Genomic DNA, 24,808 nt, shown 5'->3' with positions numbered 1-24,808 from the left:
CTCCGCTGAGAGGATTTGCGAAGTCCCGACGACGGCGTCAAATACCTGTCACGATGACAGCCATCGGGGCCATCAGTTGGACAAGTAGGAGCATCACATGGCCAAGCGCACCACGACGCTGTTGTCCGCCGGCTTATTTGCGGCCGCAACGGCATTCGTACCCCTGATCAGTGCACCAGCGGCGGGAGCCGACGTGTGTGCGGGCGCAGACGGCCGGCACTTCGCCGCGGGCGGCTGCACCAACATCGCCGGCGACGTCGCCACCGGTGCCGCCATCGCCGCGGCTCACGTGCCGTACGTGCCGGGCGAGATCCCGTGCTACACGGTCGAAGGCGTGCCGTACTACACCCCACCGGGCGACCCCTGCTGAACACGAACGGCCCCTGCCTACGCTGTCGGAGTGAATTGCTTCGACAAGGCGCTGGAGCTGCAACCGGCCGGTGACGGGCGGCTGCGCGGCCGGACGATGCCGGAATGGGCCAACATGGTGGGGCCCTTCGGCGGGATCACAGCGGCCACCCTGTTGCGAGCAATCGAACTGCAACCGGACCGCCACGGCCGGCCGATCGCCCTGACCGTCAACTACCTGGCGCCGATCGTCGACGGAGATTTCCTGATCTCCACGCGGGCGATCAAGACCAATCGCTCCAATCAGCACTGGATTCTCGAACTGAGCCAGGACGGTGACGTCAAGACTTCGGCCACAGCGGTATTCGGGCTGCGGCGGGACACCTGGTCGGCTACCGAGATCGTCGCGCCGCCGGCACCACGGCCCGAGGAGATCACCCGGTCGCGGCCCCCGTTCGACCTGGTGTGGTTCGACAACTACGACATGCGGTTCGTCGACGGTGCCTTCCCCGACCCCGAGGAGGGCGGCTCGGAGGTGTCGGTCACCACGCTGTGGGTACGGGACAACCCGCCTCGCCCCATGGATTTCGCGGCGCTGACCGCCCTCTGCGACATCTTCTATCCGCGTGTCTACCTGCGCCTCGGCCGGGCTCTGCCGGCGGGCACCGTCACGATGACGATCTATTTCCACGCCGACGAACACGAGATCACCGTTCAGGGCGACGATTTCGTCCTCGCGACGGCACGGGCGCACCGGTTCTCCGGCGGCTACCTCGACCAGACTGCTCAGCTGTGGGGCCGCGCCGGTGCGCTGCTGGCCACCACTCACCAGTTCGTCTACTTCAACGGCTGAACCTGCAACGCGATCCAGGCGCTGACCCGGGTCTGCGGATCGTCGAGCTTTCCCGGAAGCACCGCCTCGATGGCCTCGAGCCGGTTGCGCACGGTGTTGCGGTGCAGGCCGAGTTCCTCGGCGACCTTGAGCCGGGATCCGTGATGGCGCAGGAAGCAGCGCAGTGTCTCCAGTTGTTCGGAATCCAGGTCGCTCAACCATGATTCGGCGAACGCCGCGGCCCGCTGCGGGTCGATCAAACCCAGCGGACCATCGCCGATGACGCGGTCCCAGTTCACCACGCGCGCGGTGGGGGTGGCCTGGGCCAGGGCCAGACCGGCGGTGCGGTAGCCGGCGGCGGCGTCGGCCAGCGGCACGGCATGGCCGATGCCGATCAGCAGACCGGTCTGGTCCAGCCGGTCTGCGGCCTGCTGCGTCTGTTCCGGCGTCAGGACCGCGCACAGTTCGCCCGCCACCATCCCGGCCAGCATGCCGCGTCGTTCCAGCGCCGACATCGCGTCATCGGTGTCGTGCTCGGGCCCCGTCGCACGCAGAATGCGGACCCGCTCCGGCAGCACAGGCACCGGCCAGTCCACATCGAGCACCAATTGAGCTGTCCTGGAATCATTTCCGACCACGAGCTCGACGGCTCGCCCACGCAGGTGCCGCCGGGTCCTGGCGCGACTGCGGTCCTGCTCGTCGACGAGGCCGAGCACGGCCACCGCGGTGGTGACCGCATGCCGCTGCCCGTCGGACAGCCGCATCGGGCCCATCGCGGCCAGATAGGTCGATGGTCTGCCGCGCAACCCGATGGGATAGACCGACACCGACTGGCCCGGGCGGGACTGAACCGCCGCCGAGTGTCTGCCGTGTGCGTGGAGCCGACGGACATCTTCCTCGACCTCATCGAGTGGGAAGTCCGCGCGCCGCGGTCCGACCGGGCCGGTCAGTACTCGGCCGTCGGGGGCCATCAGGCACACCGCGCCGTTGACGGCCTGGGCCAGAGCCGTGATGACCGCTGTCGTCGGGTCGGGTTTGGCCGCCGCGGAGATCAGCTGGCGCTGGGTCGTGAGGGCTTCGCGGGCGGCAGTGGACTCCTGTTCTTCGAGCAGCTGCGCGATGTGCCTGCTGATCGCGACGAACGTGGTCTGGCGCGGTACCTCGAACAGGTTCACGTCGTGGATCCGGCACGCAGTGATCAGGCCCGTCGGCGTCTCGGCGTGGGTCAACCCGGTCGCCATGCCGATGGCGGCCACCCGGGCCTGCGCCAGCCGCTGCACGTACCCGTCCCACTCCGTGCGCCAGCGGCCCGTCTCAAGGCCCGTGGTCAGCAGGATCTCGCCGCTCTCCAGAAAGGGCGCCGGATCGGCCAGTTCGCTGGTGGCCACCCAGCGGACATCGGCATCGGGCCGCGGGACATGGATCCCCTGCAGCCCCAACGCTTCGGATCGCAGGATGTCGCCGACCGTGAGCATGCCGCCATTTTTGCACAGTTTGACGTTATGGAATTGTGCGTCCTTGACATGACGGAGTGACGCCGGTCTCCCTAACGTGGTCAGCAATACCGCTCAGTAGTTTTTAGGAGGAGCACGTGACCACCACGGAGCTTTCGGCCATCGCACAGGAACGCCGGCTCGTCACAGCCATTCCCGGACCCGTCTCGCAGCAGATGCACGCCCGCAAGGAGTCCGCGGTGGCCCGCGGCGTCGGAGCCACCCTGCCGGTGTACGTCGTCGCCGCCGGCGGCGGCATCCTGGTCGACGCGGACGGTAACCAGCTCATCGATTTCGGTTCCGGCATCGCCGTGACCACCGTCGGCAACAGCGCCCCGGCCGTCGTCGACGCCGTCAGCCAGCAGGTCGCGGCCTTCACGCACACCTGCTTCATGGTCACGCCCTACGAGGGTTACGTACGGGTCGCCGAGGAACTCAACCGGCTCACCCCGGGTGATCACGACAAGCGCACCGTGCTGTTCAACTCCGGCGCCGAGGCTGTCGAGAACGCGGTCAAGATCGCCCGCGCCCACACCCGCCGCCAGGCCGTCGTCGTGTTCGACCACGCCTACCACGGCCGCACCAACCTGACCATGGCGATGACTGCCAAGAACCAGCCGTACAAGAACGGCTTCGGGCCGTTCGCCGGCGAGGTGTACCGCGTGCCGACCTCGTTCCCGCTGCGCGACGGCGAGATCGACGGCGCCGCCGCGGCCGCCCGGGCCATCGACCTCATCGAGAAGCAGGTCGGCGCCGAGAACGTCGCCGCCGTGGTCATCGAGCCGATCCACGGCGAGGGTGGCTTCATCGTCCCTGCTCCCGGCTTCCTGGGCGCTCTGCAGAACTGGTGCACGACCGCGGGCGCGGTGTTCGTCGCCGACGAGGTGCAGACCGGGTTCGCCCGCACCGGCGCGATGTTCGCCTGCGAGCACGAGGGCCTCGTGCCGGACCTGATCGTCACCGCCAAGGGCATCGCAGGCGGCCTGCCGCTGTCCGCGGTCACCGGCCGCGCCGAAATCATGGACGCCCCGCACGCGGGTGGGCTCGGCGGCACCTACGGCGGCAACCCGCTCGCCTGTGCGGCGGCCCTCGCCGTCGTCGAGACCATCGAGCGTGAGCAGCTCGTCGCGCGGGCCGCGGCCATGGGGGAGACCATGATCAGCCGGCTCACCGCGATGGCCGCGGGCGATCCGCGGATCGGCGATGTGCGTGGTCGCGGCGCCATGGTCGCCATCGAGCTGGTCAAGCCCGGCACCATCGAGCCCGATGCCGATCTGACCAAGCGCGTCGCCGCCGCGGCGCATGCCCAGGGCCTGGTCGTCCTCACCTGCGGCACCTACGGCAACGTGCTGCGCTTCCTGCCGCCGCTGTCGATGCCCGACCACCTGCTCAACGAAGGTCTGGACATCTTGGCCGCCGCCTTCGCGGAGATCGCATGACCATCGCGACGGAAGTGCCGCAGGCGCCCGCGCCGGAAGCGCCCGTCGCGCTCAATCCGCTCGACGACGCCCGCTCCCAGCTGCGTGAGGCGACCACGATCCTCGGTTACGACGACGGCGTGTACAACGTGCTGGCCACCCCGCGCCGTGAGGTCACGGTCGGCATCCCGCTGCGCCGCGCCAACGGCGACATCGAGCTGCTCATCGGACATCGCGTGCAGCACAACGTTTCCCGCGGTCCCGCCAAGGGCGGTCTGCGCTACTCGCCGGACGTCACCCTCGACGAGGTGCGGGCGCTGGCCATGTGGATGACGTGGAAGTGCGCCCTGCTCGACGTGCCCTACGGCGGCGCCAAGGGCGGGGTCCGCATCGACCCGCGGCAATACAGCACCGCTGAACTCGAGCGCGTCACGCGGCGCTACACCAGCGAGATCAGCCCGCTGATCGGCCCGGCCCACGACATCCCGGCGCCTGACGTGGGCACCGACGAGAACACCATGGCCTGGCTCATGGACACCTACTCGGTGCAGAAGGGCCACACCGTCCTTGGCGTCACCACCGGCAAGCCCGTGAGCCTCGGCGGCTCCCTGGGCCGGGCCACCGCGACCTCCCGCGGTGTGGTGCACGTGGCGCTGGCCGCGATGCGCTCGCGCGGTATCACGGTCGACGGATCATCCGCGGCGGTCCAGGGTTTCGGCAAGGTCGGCCGGCATGCCGCCCGGTTCCTCTTCGACGAGGGTGTCCGGGTGGTCGCGGTGTCCGATCAGTACGGTGCCGTCGCCAATGCCACGGGACTCGACGTGCCTGCCCTCGAAGACCACGTCGCCGCCACCGGTTCGGTGGTCGGTTTCCCCGGCGGGGTCGAGATCTCGGGCGCCGACCTGTTGGAGAGCGACGTCGACCTGCTGGTGCCCGCCGCCATCGAAGGTGTGATCACCGCTGCCAACGCGCACAAGATCCGGGCGCAGGTTGTGGTCGAGGGCGCCAACGGCCCCACCACGCCCGAGGCCGACCTGGTGCTGAACGACGCGGGTCGCCTTGTGGTGCCGGACATCCTGGCCAACGCCGGCGGTGTCATCGTCTCGTACTTCGAATGGGTGCAGGCCAATCAGGCGTACTGGTGGCGGGCCGACGAGGTCGAGTCACGGCTGGCCGAGCGCATGCTCACCGCGTGGGACGAGGTCTGCGCGCACGCCGCCAAATTGAATCTTCCCCTGCGTACCGCGGCCACCTGCCTGGCCGTGGAACGCGTCGCCCAGGCCGCGCAGCTGCGCGGGCTCTACCCCTAGGGAGCCGACCGTGAACTACCAGAAAGCCATCGCCGAACTCGACGCCAAACACGGCATCCTGATCGACGGCCGGGCGCACGGCACCGCAACGACCTTCGAGGTGCACGACCCGGCGAACGGCTCCGTCATCGCCGATGTGTCCGACGGTACGGTGGCCGACGCCACGGCCGCAGTCGACGCCGCACACCGGGCCTTTCGTTCCTGGGCTGCCATGGCGCCGCGCAACCGCAGCGAAATCCTGCGCTGCGCATACGATCTCATGATCGCCGATGCCGACCGTCTGGTCGCGCTGATCTGCGCCGAGAACGGCAAGCCGCAGACCGACGCCCGCGCCGAGGTGATGTACGCCGCCGAGTTCTTCCGCTGGTTCAGCGAGGAGGCCGTGCGTACCGACGGCGGCTACGGAATCAGCCCGGCGGGCGCTGCGCGCACCTTGGTGACGCACAAGCCGGTCGGGGTGGCCGCACTGGTGACGCCGTGGAACTTCCCGGCCGCCATGGCAACCCGCAAGATCGCCCCCGCGCTGGCCGCGGGCTGCACCGTGGTGCTCAAGCCTGCCGCCGAAACCCCGTTGACCGCATTGGCGATCGCGCGGATCCTGTCCGACGCGGGTGTACCCGAGGGTGTCGTCAACGTGGTGCCCACCACCGACGCCGGGGCTGTGGTGTCGGCCTGGCTCGCCGACGAGCGGGTCCGCAAGATCTCGTTCACCGGGTCCACGGGCGTCGGCCGGGTGCTGCTCAAGCAGGCCGCCGATCGAATTGTCAAGGCCAGCATGGAACTCGGCGGCAACGCCCCGTTCGTGGTGACGGCCGACGCCGACATCGAGGCCGCCGTGCAAGGCGCGATGATCGCCAAGTTCCGCGGTGGCGGGCAGGCCTGCACCGCGGCCAACCGGTTCTATGTGCACGCCGCGGTGGTCGACGAGTTCGTCGCGCGCTTCGGCGCCGAGGTCGCCGCCCTGCGGGTCGGCCCGGCGGCGGATCCGGCGTCGCAGGTCGGCCCGCTGGTGAGCCCTCGGGCCGCTGAGCGCGTGCGTGGCGCGGTCGAGGCTGCGGTCGCCGACGGTGCCACGATCGCCGCGCAGGCCCACGTGCCCGCCGATGGTTGGTACGTCGCGCCGACCCTGCTCACCGGGGTCGCCCCCGACGCGGCGATCCTCGCCGACGAGATCTTCGGGCCCGTCGCGCCGGTGGTGGTGTGGGAGGATCGGGACGAGCTGCTGGGCTGGGTGAACGACACCGAATACGGTTTGGCGGCATACGTTTACGCGGGCCGTCTGCAGGATGCCCTGCGACTGGCCGAGTCCATCGACGCCGGCATGGTCGGTATCAACCGGGGCATCGTGTCGGACCCGTCGGCACCGTTCGGCGGGATGAAGCAGAGTGGTCTCGGACGCGAGGGCGCTCGGGAGGGCCTGCACGAATTCCAGGAGACGCAGTACTTCAGCGTGGCGTTCGACTGACCCGCGTGTCGCTTATGACGACCGTTATAGCTGCAGGTAATCTGCGCTAAACGGTCGTCATAGTGAGGGGTGCGACGCATGGTCGACGGGCTCGATGCACGAGGGCGCCTGATAGCGGGCACGGCCGACATGCTCAGGCGCCGCGGCCTGAACGCTGCAAGTGTGCGTGAGCTGGCCAAGCACGCCGGCGCCCCCCTGGGCTCGACCTACCACTACTTTCCCGGCGGGAAGTATCAGCTCGCCGCCGAAGCCGTGCGCTGGGCCGATGACATCACCGCGCGCGCACTTGTCCACGCGATGGCTGCCGGTCCGCAGGAAGGACTGCGGGCATTCCTCGGCATGTGGCGCAAAATCCTGGTGGACAGCGAGTTCCGGGCCGGATGTCCGGTCCTGGCCGTGTGTGTCGATGACGTGCCCGACGAAGATGGCGCACCGCGGGAAGCGGCGGTCTTCGCGTTCAGCAACTGGGTGTCCATCCTCGCGGCGGCCCTGCGAGATAACGGCTGTGACCGCGAACAGGCCATGGGGACAGCCACATTGATCGTCGCCGCGGTCGAGGGCGCGGTGGCGATGTGTCGTGCCGAGCGCAGCGCCGACCCGCTGGACCGGGTGGGGGAGCAGTTGCAGCGCGTGGTGGTTGGTGCGCTGCGGGGCTAACGGGTCTGCGAATTCTCCAGGTACGCGACGATCGCCTTGGACAGGCCGCGGCGCGCCTCGTCGAGGTCGATGTAGGTGCCCAGCTGCCGTTCTGAGGTGATGCCGCGCATGGCGCCCGGGATGAACAGCGCCACCTCCCGCACCCGGGCCGGATCGACGTCCAGATCGGCAAATGCCTTCTGGCAGTCCTCGATCCATGTCCGCTGCCACGACGCGAGCTCGGCAGCGGTCTGCGGATAGAGGCGTTCCAACTCAGCTCTGTCCCGGGGCAGGGCTGCGCGCAGATTCTCGATCGCGCGAGAATCCGTGGCGGTCAGTCCGTCGTACATGACATCGAGGATGCCGGTGACGCGCTCGGCCAGCGTGCCGTGCGGCACAGCGTGCGATGGCATCTGCCCCCGGCGTTCGGCGGTGTGGCGCAACACCGCCGCCCAGAGGCCGTCGATGTCGCCGAACTGGTACTTGACCGTGCCCCACGTGGCACCCGCATCCTTGGCGATGCGGTTGCCCGATACCGAGCCCGGCGCACCCGAGGCGAGCGCATGGACCGCGGCGTCCAGCATGCTCTCGCGGCTTGCCTGGCCACGCCGGTTGGTGCGCCGCTCGGTCATTTCCGGGATGCTACGCGAGTATTGACTTTGATAGAACCCTCTGTGATTCTCGAGCCATGGCAAAACCGCCGTTGTCGATGAAGCCGACGGGCTGGTTCCAGGTGGCGTGGTCGGACGAGATCGGTGCGGGCGAGGTGCACCGGATGAAGTACTTCGATCGCGAAATGGTCGCCTGGCGTGCGCAATCCGGACAGTTGACGGTGATGGACGCCTACTGCGAACACCTCGGCGCACACCTTGGCTATGGCGGACACGTCGAAGGCGAGGTCATCCAATGCCCGTTCCACGGCTGGCAGTGGAACCACGAAGGCCGCAATGTGTGTATCCCGTACCAGGACCGTCCCAACCGCGGCCGCCGCATGCGCACCTACCCGGTGGCCGAACGCAATGCGTCGGTCTACATGTGGCATGACGTCCAAGGCCGCGACCCGTACTTCGAGGTGCCCGACATCTTCGCCGACTTCGGTGCGAAGACCGACGCCGACTACTACCCGCAGCAGCGGTTGTTCCGTCAGGACCTGGAGCTTCATCCGCAGTACGTGCTCGAAAACGGCGTTGACTTCGCCCATTTCAAGTTCGTGCACCAGACTCCTATTGTCCCGGTGTTCACGCGGCACGACTTCGCCGACCCTTGGTCTTACGTCGATTTCACCATCACCTTCGAAGGTGACGATGCGCAGAAGATCGAGGACGTCACCAGCGGCGTCGAGGCCATCAACGGCGGGCTGGGCATAGCGGTGACCAAGAGCTGGGGCATGATCGACAACCGCACCATCTCGGCGGTCACGCCCGTCGACGACCGGACCTCCGACGTGCGCTTCATGGTCTACATCGGCCGGACCCCCGGCCGCGACGACGAGAAGATCGCCGCGCGGGCTCAACTGTTCGGCGACGAAGTCATCCGGCAGTTCACTCAGGACATCCACATCTGGTCGCACCAACGGTATTCGGATCCGCCGGCCCTGGCCGCCGCCGAGTACGAGGGCTTCACCGCGATCCGCAAGTGGGCGATGCAGTTTTATCCGGACGGTCTGGGCGGCAGCGCCGCGGACCTTGCCACGAAAGGCTGAGATCACATGACCATCCGCGTCTTCCAGGTGGCCACCGGCAATGTGGGCACCGAGATGATCAAGCGCATCGCCGCTCACCCCGACCTGACGCTGATCGGGTTGCATTGCTACACACCGGAAAAGATCGGTAGGGATGCCGGTGAGATCGCCGGGCTGGCACCCAACGGGGTGATCGCCACCGGATCGATCGACGAAATCATCGCCGCCAGACCGGATGTCGTCACATTCCACGGCGTATTCCCCGACGAGGACCTCTACGTGAAAGTTCTCGAGGCGGGCATCAACATCGTCACCACAGCGGACTGGATCACCGGTTGGCACCGCGACACCAACCATCCGCATGCCTCGGGCAGGAAGGTCTCGGAGCTGCTCGCGGAGGCTTGCGCGAAGGGTGGTGCGACGTTCTACGGCACCGGCATGAATCCCGGCCTGAACCAGATTCTCGGGGTGGTGTGCTCTGCCGACGTCGCCGAGATCACCAATGTCACGACCATCGAATCCGTCGACGTGTCGTGCCACCACTCGGCGGATACCTGGAAAGAGGTGGGTTACGGTCTGCCGGTTGATGATCCACGCCTGCCCGGCATGCTGGAGAAATACACCCGGGTGTTCGCCGACAGTGTGCTGTTGATGGCAGACTGCTTCGACATGCCACTGGACGAGGTCACGTTCAGCTACGAACTCGGCGCGTGCACCAAGGACGTCGACCTCGGCTGGTATCGGCTGCCCAAGGGCTCACTCGGCGGCAGCTACATCACATACCAAGGTCTGGTCGACGGTGAGCCCAAGATCGAAACGCATCTCGAGTGGCAGATGACCCCGCACACCGACCCCAGTTGGGATATCAAGGGCTGCTACATCACTCAGATCATGGGTGACCCGTGCGTCTACAACAAGCACATGATCTTCCCGAAACCGGGAGTGGACCTGTCCGACCCCAGCAGCTTCGCATCGATCGGGATGACGGTCACCGGTCTGCCTGCGCTCAATGCCATCAAATCGGTCGTCGCCGCTGCGCCCGGCCTGGTCACGAGCGCGGATCTACCACTGCGGGGTTTCGCCGGCCGGTTCAAGTAAGGAGGGGATGACCGGCTGCCACATCTGACCGTTGTTGAACGGTGTGGTGTGCAACGTCGCGCTCAACACGCACACGACCGCGGACAACAGGAACGCCAGCATGACGACAGCCATGACGACGACGACGAGTCCTTTCAGACACTCCCGCTTGGCCCGCTCGAACTTGGCCAAGAATTCGTCATGCTTGAACTCGCTTGCCCAGACGGCGAACTCGACGTCGGTCAACTCCGCTTCGGAGGCGGGGGCGCCGGTGGCGATCTCGCGAAGACGGGCTGCGGCGATCCCGACACCGACGTCCGCGAATCGACGACTCATCTGCCGTGCCTGCCGGCGACTCAGGCAGTGATCACGCATATGCACCGGATGAGGCCAATATCCCCATTCGCCGCCATGCGCGTTCGCCGACGCCATAATTTGCCCAGTTTACTTCTGAGGTGGTGCCTTCGATAGGTCGTTCATCGGATGTGCCGGTGCACGTCTTCGCCGACAGTGCCGCCTTCCTGGGCGATCCACGGTCCCTCGATGGACGGGTCGACGATCCCGCGCTCGAGCCAGGTGTAGCGACCCTCCAGCACATCTTTTGCCAGCGACCGGTCGGACTCGTCGCTGTTGTCCCACAATTGCTCGAACAGCTGATCGGCCCGGACCCGGGCCTGACGGCTGAATGCGTCGGCGAGGTCGCCGGCGCCGTCGTTCATCTCGTCGCACTGAGCCCGGACACAGGCCGCGGTGATCGCGAAGAGCTCCGCACCGATGTCGACGATGCGGCCCAGGAATCGTTGCTTGTGCTCGAGCCCGCCCTGCCACCGCGACATCGCGTAGAAGGTGCTGCGCGCGAGTTTGCGACTGGCGCGTTCGACGTAACGCAGATGTTCGGCGAGCGGCCCGAACTCGGAGTACGACGTGCGCAGCTGGCCTTTACCGGTCACCAGTGTGGGCAGCCAGCGGGCGTAGAACTTGCCGGCCTGTGCGGCCGCCTTCGCCTTCTGGCGCAGGTCGGCCTCGGGGTCGATGATGTCGCCGGCCACCGACAGGTGGGCATCCACCGCCTCCCGGGCGAGCATCAAATGCATGATTTCCGTGGAGCCTTCGAAGATGCGGTTGATCCGCATGTCGCGCAGGACCTGCTCGGCGGGCACGCCACGCTCGCCGCGGGCAGCCAGCGACTCGGCGGTTTCGAAACCGCGTCCACCCCGGATCTGCACCAGCTCGTCGGCGATCAACCACGCCATCTCCGAGCCGTAGAGCTTGGCCAGCGCGGCCTCGATCCGGATGTCGGTGCGGCCCGCGTCGGCCAACTCGCCCGCCAGCTCGACCATGGCCTCGATCCCGTAGGCGGTGGCCGCGATGAATGCCACCTTGCCGGCCACGGCGTCGTGCTCACCGACCGGACGACCCCACTGGACCCGTTCCTTCGACCATTCGCGGGCGATCTTCAAGCACCACTTCGCCGTTCCCGTGCACACCGCAGGCAGCGACAGGCGTCCAACATTGAGTGTGGACAACGCGATTCGCAGCCCTTCCCCTTCGCTGCCGATGCGGTTGGCCGCGGGCACCCGGACATCGGTCAGCCGGGTCAGGCCGTTCTCGATGCCGCGCAACCCCATGAACCGATTGCGGTTCGCCACGACGATCCCGGGCGTGTCGGCTTCGACGACGAAGGCGGTGATGCCGCCCCGATGTCCCTGGCTCGCGGGCACCTGAGCCATCACCACGAGGAGATCCGCGATCACACCGTTGGTGGTCCACAGTTTGACGCCGTTGAGTACGTAGTCGTCACCGTCGGGTGTGGCCGTCGCATGCAGCCGGGCAGGGTCGCTTCCCACGTCGGGTTCGGTCAGCAGGAACGCGCTGATCTCGCGGGTGCAGCGAGGCAGCCAGGTGCGTTTCTGCTCCTCGGTGCCGAACATCGCGACCGGCTGCGGGACGCCGATCGACTGGTGCGCCGAAAGCAGCGCGCCCAGCGAGGGATGCACGGAGCCGACCAGGGCGAGCGCCTTGTTGTAGTACACCTGCGACAGGCCGAGTCCGTCGTACTCGGTGCCGATCTTCATGCCGAACGCGCCGAGCTCCTTCAGACCCCGGATCACCGCGTCCGGGATCTGGGCCTCTCGTTCGATCACCCCCGCGTCGATCTGCGTTTCGCAGAATTCCCGGAGCCGGGCCAGGAACGCCTCGCCCCGCTGGGTCTTCTCGGCCGGCCCCCGAGGATGCGGATAGACCAGATCCAACCGCAATCTGCCGAGGAACAGCTCCTTGCCGAAACTGGGCTGGTGCCACTGCGCTTCGCGGGCCTCCTCGGCAACCTGCCTGGCCTGCCGTTCGTTGACTTCTTCGCTGACGGTCATCGCGGACCTCCATCAGTTCACGCGCAACTGGACGGCAACGCCATCCGAGGTCGGGGGTACCCGCAATCCGCGCGGTTCACGCGCCCTCTTCTCGCTACACTTACCGTAAGTCCAACGGTTGAAGGGGTGCGATGGCGACCATGGTGATGCAGGGTGTCCGGATCTTGGAGGTCGCGCAGTTCACGTTCGTGCCGGCGGCAGGTGCCATCCTCGCCGACTGGGGCGCCGATGTCGTCAAGGTAGAACACCCGCTGCGGGGCGACACCCAGCGCGGTTTCATCCACATGGGCGGTTTCGAGCTCGACCCCGACCGGCATCCGCTCATCGAACATCCCAACCGGGGCAAGCGCAGCGTCGGCATCGATGTGTCGACCCCGGGTGGTCAGGAGGTCCTCTACGAGATCGCCAAGACCGCCGATGTGTTCCTGACCAACTACATGCCGCAGGCCCGGCAGAAGAACAAGTTCGACGTCGAGCACATCCGCGCGGTCAATCCGGACATCATCTATGCCAGGGGTAGCGCCTACGGCGACAAAGGGCCGGAGCGGATGGTCGGCGGTTTCGACGGCACCGCGTTCTGGACCCGCAGCGGGGTCGGTCATGCGCTGACACCCGAGGAACTCGGCGGTGCCCTGTCGCAGGGCATCCCGGCGTTCGGGGATTCCATCGGTGGCATGAACATCGCCGGGGGCATCGCCGCGGCGCTGTTTCACCGGGAACGGACCGGAGAGACGACCGAGATCGACGTGTCACTGCTCAGCACCGCATGGTGGGCCGCCGGCGCGAGCGTCACTCAAGGCATGGAGAGCGGCGAGACGATGCGTTCGGTGATGCCGGACTCGGTCGGCCCCACGGTGAACCCGTTTCTCGGTAACTATCTGACGTCCGACGGCGGCACCATCAACCTGTGCATCGTGAGCCCCACCGGCTACATCAGGGACGCGTTCGAGCACCTCGGGCTGCCCGAATTGGCCGACGACCCGAGGTTCTCCGATGTGCTACCGCTCATCGAGAACGCGGAGGCGGCCGCGGAGCTGATCGCCGGCGCCATCCGGAGCAAGCCTTTCGAGTACTGGCGCAAGCACCTCACGACGATGAAAGGTCAGTGGGCGCCGTTCCAGAGCTTGGTCGACCTGGCCACCGACGAGCAGGCCATCGCCAACGACATGATCGTGGAGGTCGAGGGCGCGGACGGTAAGCCCTTCCGGGTGGTGCGTGGGCCCGTGCAGTTCAACCACGAGCCGCTGGAGACCACGCGGGCGCCGCAGGCCTCCGAACACACCGAACTGGTGTTGATGGAGCTGGGCATCGACTGGGACAGGATCGCCCAGCTCAAGGATTCCGGCGCCATTGCCTGAGCGCCTGATTGCCTGAGCGCCTCAAAAGCGAAACCGACGACGTGCGTGCAGATAACCTCTGCAGCACGCCGTCGGTTTCGCGGTGGTGAGTAGCCGGGTGTTCACCCGGCAGGTCTCAGTGGGCGAGCAGGTGCCGGTGGTGGGCGACCCGGCGCCGGCGACCCAGGAGCATTGTCAGCCATCGAACGTCGATCAGCATGGTGGTGGCCCTTTCTCTCAGGCACTCTTGGTAAGCAGGGGGAGCAGCCGGCGGCGAGCCAGGTTGCCTTCGGCGAAGTGGTGCAGTGCTTCGGCCACGGACGCGGTGACCGGCACGCCGATGTCGTGGAGCTCGGAGATGACGGCGTCGCTCGCGACCACGGCCCAATCGACACCGAGTGCGCCGCAGCGCTCGTCAACGTCGTAGAACAACGAAATCGACTGCGAGGCAAAGCCCGTCACGCCGCTCATGTCGACGACCAGTGGCTTCTCGGGAAGAGTGGACCGGCGCACGTATGCGGTGATGGTGTCGATGTTGAAAGTGTTGACGTCGCCCTTGATCGTCACCACCGTGGCCAGCTGTCGGCACTGTGATCGGATCGAGGCACCGTCGCAGACGAGCGCCTGGTTCACGTACCGAAAATTGCCGTCCGAAGCCGGGGTGTTGGTCGTGATAGTCATGATCAGCCTCCCTTCGGTGGTTCCTGTGCTTGCTGGGTTGTGCGTCATCGCTTCAACCTGTCCCCAACGCTAAGTGGGCAATCTAAGGCGGCTGGGTGCTGCCGTTAATACTTTGCTAAGAACCTGAATTCGTACTGGTCAGTAGCGGAATCGGTCCGGATGGGGCTGCCGGGGCCTTGACGGGGTCGCACCCGATCCTCTAACGTGACCGCCATCACGAATTGAAACGTTTCAATTTTGCGGCCCAGCGGGAGAGGCGGTCCATGAAGATCGGAGCACGCTCCACAACCGGGTGGCGGGCCACCATCGCGGTCGCCATGTCGAACTACATCGAGGCCGGGTCGATCATCGCGATCGCCACCAGTCTGGGGTTCTGGCAGGCGGCCTTCGGGATCGGAAACTTCGCAGTCGGATTGCTGGCGGCGTTGAGCGCCAACGCTTTTGGCGCAGCGATCGGTGCGATTCTGGGTGGTCCGCTGTGTGATCGCTTCGGGCGCAAGGCAATCTACACATACGATCTGCTGGTCTACATGGCCGGCGTGCTGCTCGCCGCGTTCGCGGTGAACTACGCCATGCTGCTCGCCGCATTCGTCATCACCGGTATCGCGGTCGGCGCCGGTGTCCCCGCGTCGTGGACCTACATCGCCGAACAGGCACCGTCGACCGCCCGGGCCAAGCACGTCGGCACCGCACAGCTGGCCTGGTCGATCGGACCGCTCATCGGGTTCGCGTTGGCGGCCGCGCTTGCCCCGCTCGGACTGATCGGCTCCCGCTTGGTGTTCGGCCACCTCTTCGTCGTCGCCGCCGTGGTCTGGTGGGTGCGGCAGGGCCTGGCCGAATCGCAGATCTGGGCCGACGAGGGCCGCCACGAATCGAATTCGCTGGCATCGGCGGTCGGCACGCGCGGACTGCGCGGACTGTTCTCTCGCCGGGTCAACATCACCGCTCTGTTGTTCCTCGGCGGCATCTACCTGTTCTGGAACACGGTCGCCGGACAGGCGGGCATCTTCATGCCCCGGGTCTATGACACCGCCGGGCTGCACAGCCCGGTCGCCCAGAATCTGCTGCAGGTTCTGGTGTGGGGCTGCACGGTGCTCACCACCTACTTCGGCTTCATGCGGTACGCCGACCGGATGAGTCAGCGCCTGCTCTATGTGATCGGGGCGGTGCTGGGAATCGTCGCCTGGATCGTGCTGGTGGCGTTCACCGACAGCGGCGTGCCGACCATGCTGGCCTTCGCGGTGCTGTGGGGTCTCGCCAGCGGCATCGGCGCCCAGGCCTTCTACAGCCTGTGGGCCAGCGAGCTGTTCGCCACGCCGTACCGGGCCAGCGCGCAGGGGGTCATGTTCTTCGTCGTCCGCACCGCCACCGGGCTGTTGAGCTACTTCTTCCCGACCCTGCTCGCGGCCACCGGCCTCACGGCCGTCGGGATCTTGCTCGTCGCTCTGCTCACCGTGGCGCTGCTGATCGGTGCCGTCGGCGCCCCGCGCACCCGCGGCAAGACGCTGCAGCAGATCGAGGTCGAGCGTTACGGTGCGCCCGTCGTCACCACCATGGAAAGGACCGCAGCATGAGCACCCTCGTCCTGCCCGCCGAACTGGACAACCTGGCGATCGAACTTCCATCGTGGGCCTTCGGCAACTCCGGCACCCGCTTCAAGGTGTTCGGCACGCCCGGTACCCCGCGCACTGTCCGGGAGAAGATCGCCGATGCGGCCACGGTGCACCGGCTGACCGGTCTGGCGCCGAGCGTGGCACTGCACATCCCGTGGGACACCGTCGACGACTACGCGGCACTGGGCAGCTACGCCGCCGAGCACGGCGTGCGGCTGGGGACCATCAACTCCAACACGTTCCAGGACGACGACTACAAGTTCGGGAGCCTCACCCACACCGACAAGACCGTGCGGCAGAAGGCCATCGACCATCACTTGGCCTGCATCGAGATCATGAATCAGACCGGGTCGCGCGATCTGAAGATCTGGCTCGCCGACGGCACCAACTATCCCGGCCAGGGCGACATTCGGAACAGGCAGGACCGGCTCGCCGAGTCGCTGGCATCCATCTACCAGCACATCGGTCCGGACCAGCGAATGGTGCTGGAATACAAGTTCTTCGAACCGGCCATGTATATGACCGACGTGCCGGACTGGGGCAGCGCGTACGCCCAGGTGAGTGCGCTGGGGGAGCGGGCGATGGTGTGCCTGGACACCGGGCACCACGCGCCGGGCACCAACATCGAGTTCATCGTCGCCCAACTGCTGCGGCTGCGAAAGCTGGGATCGTTCGACTTCAACTCCCGTTTCTACGCCGACGACGACCTCATCGTGGGGGCCGCCGACCCGTTCCAGTTGTTCCGCATCTTGTATGAGGTGGTGCGTGGTGGCGGGCTCGACGCCCACTCGGAGGTCGCGCTGATGCTCGACCAGTGCCACAACATCGAGGCGAAGATTCCCGGTCAGATCCGGTCGGTGCTCAACGTCCAGGAGATGACGGCCCGCGTGCTGCTGATCGACACAGACGCACTGGCGGTCGCGCAGAGCAGCGGAGACGTGTTGGGCGCCAACGGGATTTTCATGGACGCGTTCTACACCGACGTCCGACCCGCGCTGGCACAGTGGCGCGCCGAGCGGGGACTTCCGACCGATCCGATGGCTGCTTTCGCAGCCTCGGGATACCAGGACACCATCAACGCCGAGCGCATCGGCGGAACGCAATCATCATGGGGAGCATGACGTATGACGAATCCTAGTGTCGCCGAATTGATCGCCCGGTCCAACCGGCTCGGGGCCGATCCGAAGAACACCAACTACGCCGGCGGGAACACCTCGGCCAAAGGCACCGACACCGACCCCGTCACCGGGGCACCCGTGGAGTTGTTGTGGGTCAAGGGGTCCGGCGGTGACCTCGGCACCCTGACCGAGAACGGCCTTGCGGTGCTGCGGCTGGACCGCATGCGGGCGCTGGTCGATGTGTATCCCGGTGTCGACCGCGAGGACGAGATGGTCGCCGCCTTCGATTACTGTCTGCACGGACGCGGCGGCGCTGCCCCGTCGATCGACACGGCCATGCACGGGCTGGTCGATGCCGACCATGTCGATCATCTGCATCCCGACTCGGGCATCGCCCTGGCGACAGCCGTCGACGGTGAGGCGTTGACCGCCAAGATCTTCGGTGACCGGGTGGTGTGGGTGCCCTGGCGGCGCCCCGGGTTCCAGCTCGGCCTCGACATCGCGGCCATCAAGGAGCGCAACCCGCAGGCGATCGGGACCGTCCTCGGGGGTCACGGCATCACCGCGTGGGGCGCGACATCAGCTGACGCCGAGGCGAACTCGCTGGAGATCATCGAAACCGCCGAGCGTTACATCGCCGAACACGGCAAGCCTGAGCCCTTCGGCACGCCACTGCCCGGGTTCGAACCGCTGCCCGACGAACAGCGCCGGACCAAGGCCGCCGAACTCGCCCCGTTCATCCGCGGCCTCGCCTCCACCGACAAGCCGCAGGTCGGCCATTTCACCGACGACCCTCGCGTACTCGAATTCCTTTCCCGCAGTGAACATCCCCGACTGGCGGAGCTCGGCACCAGCTGCCCCGACCACTTCCTGCGCACCAAGGTCAAGCCGATGGTGCTCGACCTGCGGGCCGATGCGTCCATCGAGGACGCCAAGGCCCGGCTGGCCGAACTGCACGGCGCCTATCGTGCCGACTACCAGGCCTACTACGACCGGCACGCGACTGCGGACAGCCCGGCGATTCGCGGCGCCGATCCGGCGATCGTGCTCATCCCGGGCGTCGGCATGTTCAGCTACGGCAAGGACAAGCAGACCGCCCGGGTGGCAGGCGAGTTCTACCTCAACGCGATCAATGTCATGCGGGGCGCCGAGGCGGTCTCGGTATACGCCCCCATCGACGAATCAGAGAAGTTCCGCATCGAGTACTGGGCGCTGGAGGAGGCCAAGCTGGCCAGGATGCCCAAGCCCAAACCGTTGGCGACCCGCATAGCGCTGGTCACCGGGGCGGCGTCGGGCATCGGCAAGGCCATCGCCACGCGGTTGGCTGCCGAGGGTGCGTGCGTGGTGATCGCTGACCTCGACGCGGAAAAGGCGGAAGCGGCTGCGTCAGAAATCAACACAACGATCGGCTCCGCTGATATCGCAATCGGCATCGCCGCCGACGTCACCGACGAATGCGCGGTGCAGGCCGCCATCGACGCCACCGTCCTGGCCTTCGGCGGGATCGACATCGTGATCAACAATGCGGGCCTGTCGCTGTCGAAGTCGTTGCTGGACACCACGGTCGAGGACTGGGACCTGCAGCACAACGTCATGGCGCGCGGCTCGTTCCTGGTGTCGAAGGCGGCCGCGCGAGCGCTGATCGACCAGAAACTCGGTGGCGACATCATCTACATCTCGTCGAAGAACTCGGTGTTCGCCGGGCCCAACAACATCGCGTACTCCGCCACCAAAGCCGATCAGGCCCACCAGGTTCGGTTGCTCGCCGCAGAACTGGGCGAGCACGGTGTCAAGGTGAACGGCATCAACCCCGACGGTGTGGTCCGCGGCTCGGGCATCTTCGCCGGCGGTTGGGGCGCCAAGCGGGCCGCGGTCTACGGCGTCGCCGAGGAGGATCTGGGCAAGTACTACGCGCAGCGCACGCTGCTCAAACGCGAAGTGCTGCCGGAGAACATCGCCAACGCCGCATTCGCCCTGTGCACCTCGGACTTCTCCCACACCACCGGGCTGCATGTGCCGGTGGATGCGGGGGTGGCCGCGGCCTTTCTGCGATGAGCGCTTGGGCGAAGAGCCGAGGGCTGCGATGAGTCAGGTTGCCGCCGTCGACCTGGGCGCGACCAGCGGCCGGGTCATGGTCGCCGACATCGGCGGCGACCGGTTCGACATGCGGACCGTCGCACGGTTCGCCAATGACCCGGTGCGGCTGTGGGACGGCACACGCGACGCGTTGCACTGGGATGTGCCAGGGTTGTACGCGCACGTCATGGACGGCTTGGTCGCGGCAGGCCGGGACTGCGACAACCTGGTCGGGATCGGGGTCGATTCGTGGGCCGTCGATTACGGTCTGCTCCGCGATGGTCGGCTGCTGTCCTTACCGCACCACTATCGTGATATCCGAACCGAGCGTGGCGTCGATCTCGTCCACGCGGTGATCGGTCCAGAGCAGCTGTACCGCCGCAACGGGTTACAGTTCTTGCCGTTCAACACCGTGTACCAACTCGCCGAGGAACGGGCGCACGGAATGCTCGAGTTGGCCGATACCGTGTTGCTCATACCGGATTTGGTGACGTACTGGCTGACCGGTGTTCTCGGAGCCGAACGGACCAACGCGTCGACCACCGGCCTGCTGGGGCTGGACGGCACCTGGGACGGTGAGCTGATGGCGCGGTTGGGGCTGTCGCGTCAACTGTTCCCCGACCTCGTGGAGGCCGGCAGTGGTCGCGGGCGGGTGCTGCCCGGCGTGGCCGAGCAACTCGGATGTGCCGCCGAGGTGGTTTCGGTGGCCTCGCACGATACCGCTTCGGCGGTCGCCGCGATCCCGATGGATCCTGATCACGCCGCGTACATCTCCTGCGGGACATGGGGTTTGGTGGGTGTCGAGCTGACCGGACCAGTCGCGACAGAAGATGCGCGGCGGGCCAACTTCACCAATGAGGTGGGCGTCGGCGGCCGGATCCGCTTCCTGCACAACGTGATGGGGATGTGGTTGCTCAGTGAGACGCTGCGGCAGTACCAGCGGGAGGGACACCGCGTCGAGCTCACAGACCTGCTGGCACAAGCCGCGCAGGCGCCGGCGTCGGACGACGTGTTCGACACCAATGACCCCCGCTTCCTGACACCCGGCGACATTCCCACTCGGATCTGCCAGTGGTACACCGAACACGACCGACCCGCCCCGGCCGGCCACGTGCAGACGATCCGGGTGATTCTGGAAAGCCTGGCCGCGGCCTTCGCCGCAGCGGTGCGCACGGCCGCCGAGCTGTCCGGCGTCGACGTGCAGACGGTACACATCGTCGGCGGCGGTTCGCAGAACGAACTGCTGTGCCAGCTCACCGCCGACCGGCTCGGTGTGCCGCTGCTCGCCGGGCCGGTCGAGGCCACCGCCCTCGGTAACCTGCTGCTCACCGCGCGTGCCCAAGGGCTCATCGACGGGGGCCCGGTCCAGTTGCGTGAGCGGGTGGCCCGGTGGTTTCCGCCGCGCCGGTACGTCCCGCGCACGAAGCGGGCCGCCGCAATGGTGTGATGGTGCCGTGGTGAGCATGCGTGAGGTCGCCGCCGCGGCGTCGGTATCGGTGGGCACGGTCTCCAACGTGCTCAACGCTCCGGACAAGGTCGCGCCGGCAACAGTAGCCCGGGTGCAGGCCGCCATCGACCAACTGGGCTTCGTCCGCAACGACGCCGCCCGCCAGCTCAAAGCGGGCCGGTCCCGCAGCGTGGGTCTGGTGGTGCTCGACATCGGCAACCCGTTCTTCACCGATATCGCCCGGGCTGCCGAACGGCGCGCGGGCGAACACAATCTCACGGTCCTGCTGGGCACCTCCGACGACGACGGCGACCGGGAACGTGCCTACATCGACGCTTTCGACGAGCAGCGGGTGTTCGGCTTGTTGGTATCGCCTGTCGGTGAGGACCTCGCTCGACTGAATGCGTTGCGGGACCGCGACACTCCCGTGGTGCTCGTGGACCGCGATGGCAGCGGAACGGCATTCGATTCGGTGGCGGTCGACGACGTTGCCGGTGCGCGGTTGGCCGTGCAGCACCTCTGTGCGATCGGACGACGCCGCATCGCGTTCGTCGGCGGCCCTGCGACGCTCCGGCAGATCCGGGACCGCCGCCAGGGCGCTGCCGCCGCTGTCGCGGAAACCCCTGGCGCACAACTGGAAATCATCGACACCAGCGCCCCCAGCGTGCTCGACGGGCGGGCGGCAGGCGAGCGGCTGCGAGACCGCCGTCCCGAGGATCGCCCCGATGCGGTGTTCTGTGCCAACGACCTGCTGGCCATGGGGGTATTGCAGGCGCTGACCCTGATGGGTGAGGTGCAGGTGCCTCGCGACATCGCGTTGGTCGGCTACGACGACATCGACTTCGCCCGTTCGGCTGTCGTGCCATTGACCTCCGTGCGCCAGCCCACCGCCGAGATCGGCGCGACGGCGGTGGACCTGCTCGTCGAAGCCGCCGAAGGCCGCCCCGGCGAGCCCAAACATGTGGTGTTCCAACCGGAATTGATCGTGCGGGACTCCACGGCGGGCTAGACGATCAGCACGTCCAGGGTGCGGGGGCCGTGCACCCCTTCCACGCGTTCCAGTTCGATGTCACTGGTCGCGCTGGGTCCTGAGATGAAGGTCAGCGGGCGGGTCGCGGTGAGTGCGGCGAATCCCTGTGGCACGGTGTCGACGATCTGATCGACGCGCACGACGCAGATGTGGTGATCGGGTACCAGGGTGAGGACACGTCGGCCCTGGGTGGCGCCCGCGTCGAGCACGATGGTGCCGGTCGCGGCGATCCCGACGGCGCACCCCGTCAGGACCGCGTCGGCCGCGTCGAGGGCGTCGATTCCCAGCGGCGGATCGTCGGTGACGGTACGCACCCCGGTGACCCAGTCGGCGGGCACGTCGGCGGGGATCACCACGGTGGCGTCGGCGCCGGTCAGTTCGCGCACGGTGGCGGCAATGTCGGCAGCGGCGACGCGGTGTACCCGAGCTCGGTATTCGGCCACCGTTTCGGCGAACCGGTCCACGTTGCAGGGCCCGGTGAGCGGTTGGTGGTCGTAATCCCGGGGTACCGCAACAGATTGCGGTGGGGCGCCGGCCAGGGCCGTGCGGATCCGGCCGAGAATTTCTGAACGTGGGTCGGTCATGGCGTGCTCCCGTGCGTGCGGATCCACCACTGCCGGAAGGTCTCCTTCGGTGGCTCGGGAATGTCGCGGCTGGCGGTCCATTTCGAGGCAGGCCACGGCAGTGCGGAGATGCGGTGATCACGGCCTGCGGCCAATCGTCCAGCGGCCATGGCCTTTTCGGCCAGCGAGAAGCGGCCTGCGGAGGCCATCGCCCAGCCGGCGGCGCGCATGGCCAGATCCTGACCGGAGGGGAGGCCGCCGCGTTCGGCATCCACCTGCTCGGCGCGCAGATGCACCAGGATCGAGGGGATGTCGATGCGCACCGGACACGCCTCGAAGCAGGCTCCGCACAGCGATGACGCGTAGGGCAGGCTGGCGTTGGGATCGTCGTGACCGGTGGTCCCGGTGAGCTGTGGGCTGAGGATCGCCCCGATCGGCCCGGGGTACACCGACCCGTAGGCATGGCCGCCGGTGCGCTCGTAGACGGGACACACGTTGAGGCACGCGCTGCACCGGATGCAGTGCAGCGCAGCACGTCCCACGTCGTCGGCGAGGACGCGGGTGCGGCCGTTGTCCAACAGGACCAGGTGGAACTGCTGCGGCCCGTCGCCGGGATGCACCCCGGTCCACATAGAGGTGTAGGGGTTCATGCGCTCGGCGGTCGACGAGCGGGGCAGCAGCTGCATGAACACCTCGAGGTCGGTGAACCTCGGCACGATCTTCTCGATGCCCATCACGGTGATGAGGGTCTGCGGCAGCGTCAGGCACATCCGGCCGTTGCCTTCGGATTCCACCACGGCCAGCGTTCCTGTTTCGGCGACACCGAAATTCGCCCCGCTGATCGCGACCTTGGCGGTGAGGAACTTGCGCCGCAGATGCGCCCGCGCGGCCATCGCCAGCACCCGCGGATCGTCGGTGAGCTCACCGGCGTCGGGCATCTCGCGGGTGAAGATCTCGCGGATCTCCGCCCGGTTGCGGTGGATCGCGGGGACCAGGATGTGGCTGGGTTTGTCGTGGCCGAGTTGGACGATCAGTTCGGCGAGGTCGGTTTCGAACGCCGTGATGCCTTCGGCTTCCAGGTATTCGTTGAGCCCGATTTCCTGGGTGGCCATCGACTTGACCTTGACGACTTCGTCGGCGCCGGTGGCGCGCACCAATTCGGCGACGATGCGGTTGGCCTCGTCGGCGGCGCGGGCCCAGTGCACCACACCCCCGCGCGCAGTGACGTTGCGTTCGAGTTCGTCGAGCAGTTCGGGGAGCCGGGCCAGCACGTCTTGTTTGAGTGCGCTGCCCGCGGCCCGCAGTTCTTCCCAGTCGGCGCATTCGCGGATTGCGCCCAGCCGCTTGGCGCGAATGGTGTGGGTGGCGTGACCGATGTTGCGGCGCAGCTGGGAATTGTCGAGCGCGCTGCGCGCTGCCTTCGGAAAGGATTCGTCGCCGCGCAGATTGCCCACGCCCGGGGTGCCCAGGAAGGTGGTCATGCTCCCGTCCCATTCCCGCCCCGGCCCGCCAGGATCTCCGCCAGATGCACGGTGCGCACCCCGCTGCGCAACCGGCTGAGCCCGCCGCCGATGTGCATCAGGCACGACGAATCGCCGGCGCTGCACACCTCGGCGCCGGTGTCGAGGATGTTGGTCATCTTGTCGGTCAGCATGGCCGTGGAGGTGTCGGAGTTCTTCAGGGCGAAGGTTCCGCCGAAACCGCAGCAGGATTCGGCTTCGGGCAGCTCCAGCAAGGTCAGGCCGCGGACATGGCGCAGCAGCCGTAGCGGCTTGTCGCCGACGCCCAGCATGCGCAGCGAGTGGCACGTCGGGTGATAGGTGACCCGGTGCGGGTAGTAGGCGCCGACATCCTCGACTCCGAGCACGTCGACGAGGAACTCCGACAGTTCGTAGGTGCGGGCCGCGATCGCCTCGGCGCGGGCGGCCAGTTCCTCGTCGCCCGCGCGGCGGGCGACCATGGCGTGCTGGTGACGTACCGAACCCACACAGGACCCGGAGGGGGCGACGACGGCGTCGCAGTCCGCGGCTTCGAACACCTCCACGTGGTTGCGCACCACAGCGGTGGCCTCTCTGAGGTATCCGGTGTTGACATGCATTTGGCCACAACAGGTTTGGCCGGGTGGAAATGCGACTTCGTGGCCGAGCCGCTCCAGCAATTCGACGGTGGCGATGGCGGCAGGCGGGAACAGGGCGTCAGCCAGGCAGGTCGCGAACAGGGCGATTCGCATGACGCCTCACGCTACCGGCGGCGCCACGGCCGCGGCTGCGGACTCGTGGGTCCACAGGGTCATGCCAGAGGCCTCCCTCGACTG

The 24,808-nt window shown here is 67.3% G+C and carries 22 protein-coding genes; 14 read left to right on the top strand and 8 right to left on the bottom strand.

Features of this window, described 5'->3' with window-relative positions; all coding sequences use genetic code 11:
- Positions 1-97 precede the first annotated feature (97 nt).
- Positions 98-370 carry a hypothetical protein gene (locus BTO20_RS33420; protein WP_087080404.1) on the top strand — a complete coding sequence of 91 codons (273 nt, stop codon included), beginning with the start codon at positions 98-100 and terminating at the stop codon, positions 368-370.
- Between the two features lie 30 nt (positions 371-400).
- Positions 401-1,201: an acyl-CoA thioesterase gene (locus BTO20_RS33415; protein WP_087080402.1), complete on the top strand. Its 801-nt coding sequence runs from the start codon at positions 401-403 to the stop codon at positions 1,199-1,201.
- Here the strand turns inward: BTO20_RS33415 and BTO20_RS33410 are convergent.
- Complete coding sequence (locus BTO20_RS33410) at positions 1,186-2,655, bottom strand: PucR family transcriptional regulator (protein WP_087080400.1); 1,470 nt, start codon at positions 2,653-2,655, stop codon at positions 1,186-1,188. The two genes, BTO20_RS33415 and BTO20_RS33410, sit on opposite strands and share 16 nt — an antisense overlap.
- Positions 2,656-2,771: 116 nt before the next feature.
- On the opposite strand from BTO20_RS33410, the gene gabT reads away from it, so the two are divergent.
- The 4 genes from gabT (at position 2,772) to BTO20_RS33390 (ending at position 7,523) form a co-directional block, all read left to right on the top strand.
- Positions 2,772-4,112: a 4-aminobutyrate--2-oxoglutarate transaminase gene (gene gabT / locus BTO20_RS33405; protein WP_087080398.1), complete on the top strand. Its 1,341-nt coding sequence runs from the start codon at positions 2,772-2,774 to the stop codon at positions 4,110-4,112.
- Positions 4,109-5,401, top strand: coding sequence for a Glu/Leu/Phe/Val family dehydrogenase (locus tag BTO20_RS33400; RefSeq protein WP_087080396.1), 1,293 nt, complete (start codon positions 4,109-4,111; stop codon positions 5,399-5,401). Before gabT ends, BTO20_RS33400 begins: the two co-directional genes overlap by 4 nt.
- A gap of 10 nt (positions 5,402-5,411) precedes the next feature.
- Complete coding sequence (locus BTO20_RS33395) at positions 5,412-6,866, top strand: NAD-dependent succinate-semialdehyde dehydrogenase (protein WP_087080394.1); 1,455 nt, start codon at positions 5,412-5,414, stop codon at positions 6,864-6,866.
- Positions 6,867-6,944: 78 nt separating this feature from the next.
- Positions 6,945-7,523, top strand: coding sequence for a TetR/AcrR family transcriptional regulator (locus BTO20_RS33390; RefSeq protein ID WP_087080392.1), 579 nt, complete (start codon positions 6,945-6,947; stop codon positions 7,521-7,523).
- Here the strand turns inward: BTO20_RS33390 and BTO20_RS33385 are convergent.
- Complete coding sequence (locus tag BTO20_RS33385) at positions 7,520-8,134, bottom strand: TetR/AcrR family transcriptional regulator (RefSeq protein WP_087080390.1); 615 nt, start codon at positions 8,132-8,134, stop codon at positions 7,520-7,522. The genes BTO20_RS33390 and BTO20_RS33385 overlap by 4 nt on opposite strands.
- A 56-nt stretch (positions 8,135-8,190) precedes the next feature.
- Between BTO20_RS33385 and BTO20_RS33380 the strand changes: the two genes are divergently transcribed.
- Positions 8,191-9,204 (top strand): Rieske 2Fe-2S domain-containing protein, encoded by a 1,014-nt coding sequence (locus BTO20_RS33380; protein ID WP_087080388.1) that lies wholly within the window; start codon positions 8,191-8,193, stop codon positions 9,202-9,204.
- Positions 9,205-9,210: 6 nt separating this feature from the next.
- Complete coding sequence (locus BTO20_RS33375; RefSeq protein WP_087080386.1) at positions 9,211-10,281, top strand: NAD(P)H-dependent amine dehydrogenase family protein; 1,071 nt, start codon at positions 9,211-9,213, stop codon at positions 10,279-10,281.
- On the opposite strand, the gene BTO20_RS33370 is transcribed toward BTO20_RS33375, so the two are convergent.
- Together BTO20_RS33370 and BTO20_RS33365 are read right to left on the bottom strand one after the other, a co-directional pair.
- Positions 10,246-10,596 carry a hypothetical protein gene (locus BTO20_RS33370; protein ID WP_232490929.1) on the bottom strand — a complete coding sequence of 117 codons (351 nt, stop codon included), beginning with the start codon at positions 10,594-10,596 and terminating at the stop codon, positions 10,246-10,248. The genes BTO20_RS33375 and BTO20_RS33370 overlap by 36 nt on opposite strands.
- 140 nt (positions 10,597-10,736) lie before the next feature.
- The gene (locus BTO20_RS33365; protein ID WP_087080384.1) at positions 10,737-12,629 is read right to left on the bottom strand and encodes an acyl-CoA dehydrogenase family protein; all 1,893 of its coding nucleotides are present in this window, start codon (positions 12,627-12,629) and stop codon (positions 10,737-10,739) included.
- A 146-nt stretch (positions 12,630-12,775) separates the two neighbouring features.
- Here BTO20_RS33365 and BTO20_RS33360 point away from each other — a divergent pair, with 146 nt between their 5' ends.
- Positions 12,776-13,987, top strand: a complete 1,212-nt coding sequence (locus BTO20_RS33360) for a CaiB/BaiF CoA transferase family protein (protein WP_087083030.1) — start codon at positions 12,776-12,778, stop codon at positions 13,985-13,987.
- A gap of 216 nt (positions 13,988-14,203) precedes the next feature.
- Here the strand turns inward: BTO20_RS33360 and BTO20_RS33355 are convergent, their stop codons facing one another.
- A complete protein-coding gene (locus tag BTO20_RS33355; protein ID WP_087083028.1) occupies positions 14,204-14,647 on the bottom strand; it encodes an STAS domain-containing protein in 444 nt (147 codons plus the stop codon).
- Between the two features lie 263 nt (positions 14,648-14,910).
- On the opposite strand from BTO20_RS33355, the gene BTO20_RS33350 reads away from it, so the two are divergent.
- From BTO20_RS33350 to BTO20_RS33330, 5 genes are read left to right on the top strand one after another with little or no spacing between them, the layout of a single operon-like run.
- A complete protein-coding gene (locus BTO20_RS33350) occupies positions 14,911-16,221 on the top strand; it encodes an MFS transporter (RefSeq protein WP_087080382.1) in 1,311 nt (436 codons plus the stop codon).
- The gene (rhaI, locus tag BTO20_RS33345) at positions 16,218-17,381 is read left to right on the top strand and encodes an L-rhamnose isomerase (protein ID WP_087080381.1); all 1,164 of its coding nucleotides are present in this window, start codon (positions 16,218-16,220) and stop codon (positions 17,379-17,381) included. Before BTO20_RS33350 ends, rhaI begins: the two co-directional genes overlap by 4 nt.
- A 3-nt stretch (positions 17,382-17,384) precedes the next feature.
- A complete protein-coding gene (locus BTO20_RS33340) occupies positions 17,385-19,433 on the top strand; it encodes a bifunctional aldolase/short-chain dehydrogenase (protein WP_087080378.1) in 2,049 nt (682 codons plus the stop codon).
- Between the two features lie 28 nt (positions 19,434-19,461).
- On the top strand, positions 19,462-20,901 hold the full coding sequence (locus BTO20_RS33335; RefSeq protein ID WP_087080377.1) for a rhamnulokinase: 1,440 nt from the start codon (positions 19,462-19,464) through the stop codon (positions 20,899-20,901).
- 16 nt (positions 20,902-20,917) lie between these two features.
- Positions 20,918-21,910: a LacI family DNA-binding transcriptional regulator gene (locus BTO20_RS33330; RefSeq protein ID WP_198344602.1), complete on the top strand. Its 993-nt coding sequence runs from the start codon at positions 20,918-20,920 to the stop codon at positions 21,908-21,910.
- Here BTO20_RS33330 and BTO20_RS33325 read toward each other — a convergent pair.
- Genes BTO20_RS33325 through BTO20_RS33315 form a run of 3 tightly spaced genes read right to left on the bottom strand, consistent with a single transcriptional unit; the run spans position 21,907 to position 24,724 of the window.
- Complete coding sequence (locus tag BTO20_RS33325) at positions 21,907-22,515, bottom strand: LutC/YkgG family protein (RefSeq protein WP_198344162.1); 609 nt, start codon at positions 22,513-22,515, stop codon at positions 21,907-21,909. The two genes, BTO20_RS33330 and BTO20_RS33325, sit on opposite strands and share 4 nt — an antisense overlap.
- Positions 22,512-23,975, bottom strand: a complete 1,464-nt coding sequence (locus tag BTO20_RS33320) for a LutB/LldF family L-lactate oxidation iron-sulfur protein (protein WP_087080371.1) — start codon at positions 23,973-23,975, stop codon at positions 22,512-22,514. The genes BTO20_RS33325 and BTO20_RS33320 overlap by 4 nt, the downstream gene beginning before the upstream one ends.
- Entirely contained in the window at positions 23,972-24,724 is a 753-nt protein-coding gene (locus tag BTO20_RS33315) for a (Fe-S)-binding protein (protein WP_087080369.1), read from the bottom strand. Before BTO20_RS33315 ends, BTO20_RS33320 begins: the two co-directional genes overlap by 4 nt.
- Positions 24,725-24,808 lie beyond the last annotated feature (84 nt).

This window comes from Mycobacterium dioxanotrophicus, assembly GCF_002157835.1.
Lineage (GTDB): Bacteria > Actinomycetota > Actinomycetes > Mycobacteriales > Mycobacteriaceae > Mycobacterium > Mycobacterium dioxanotrophicus.
Note: the sequence above shows the minus strand (reverse complement) of the source record. Positions and strands in the feature narration are given on the sequence as shown.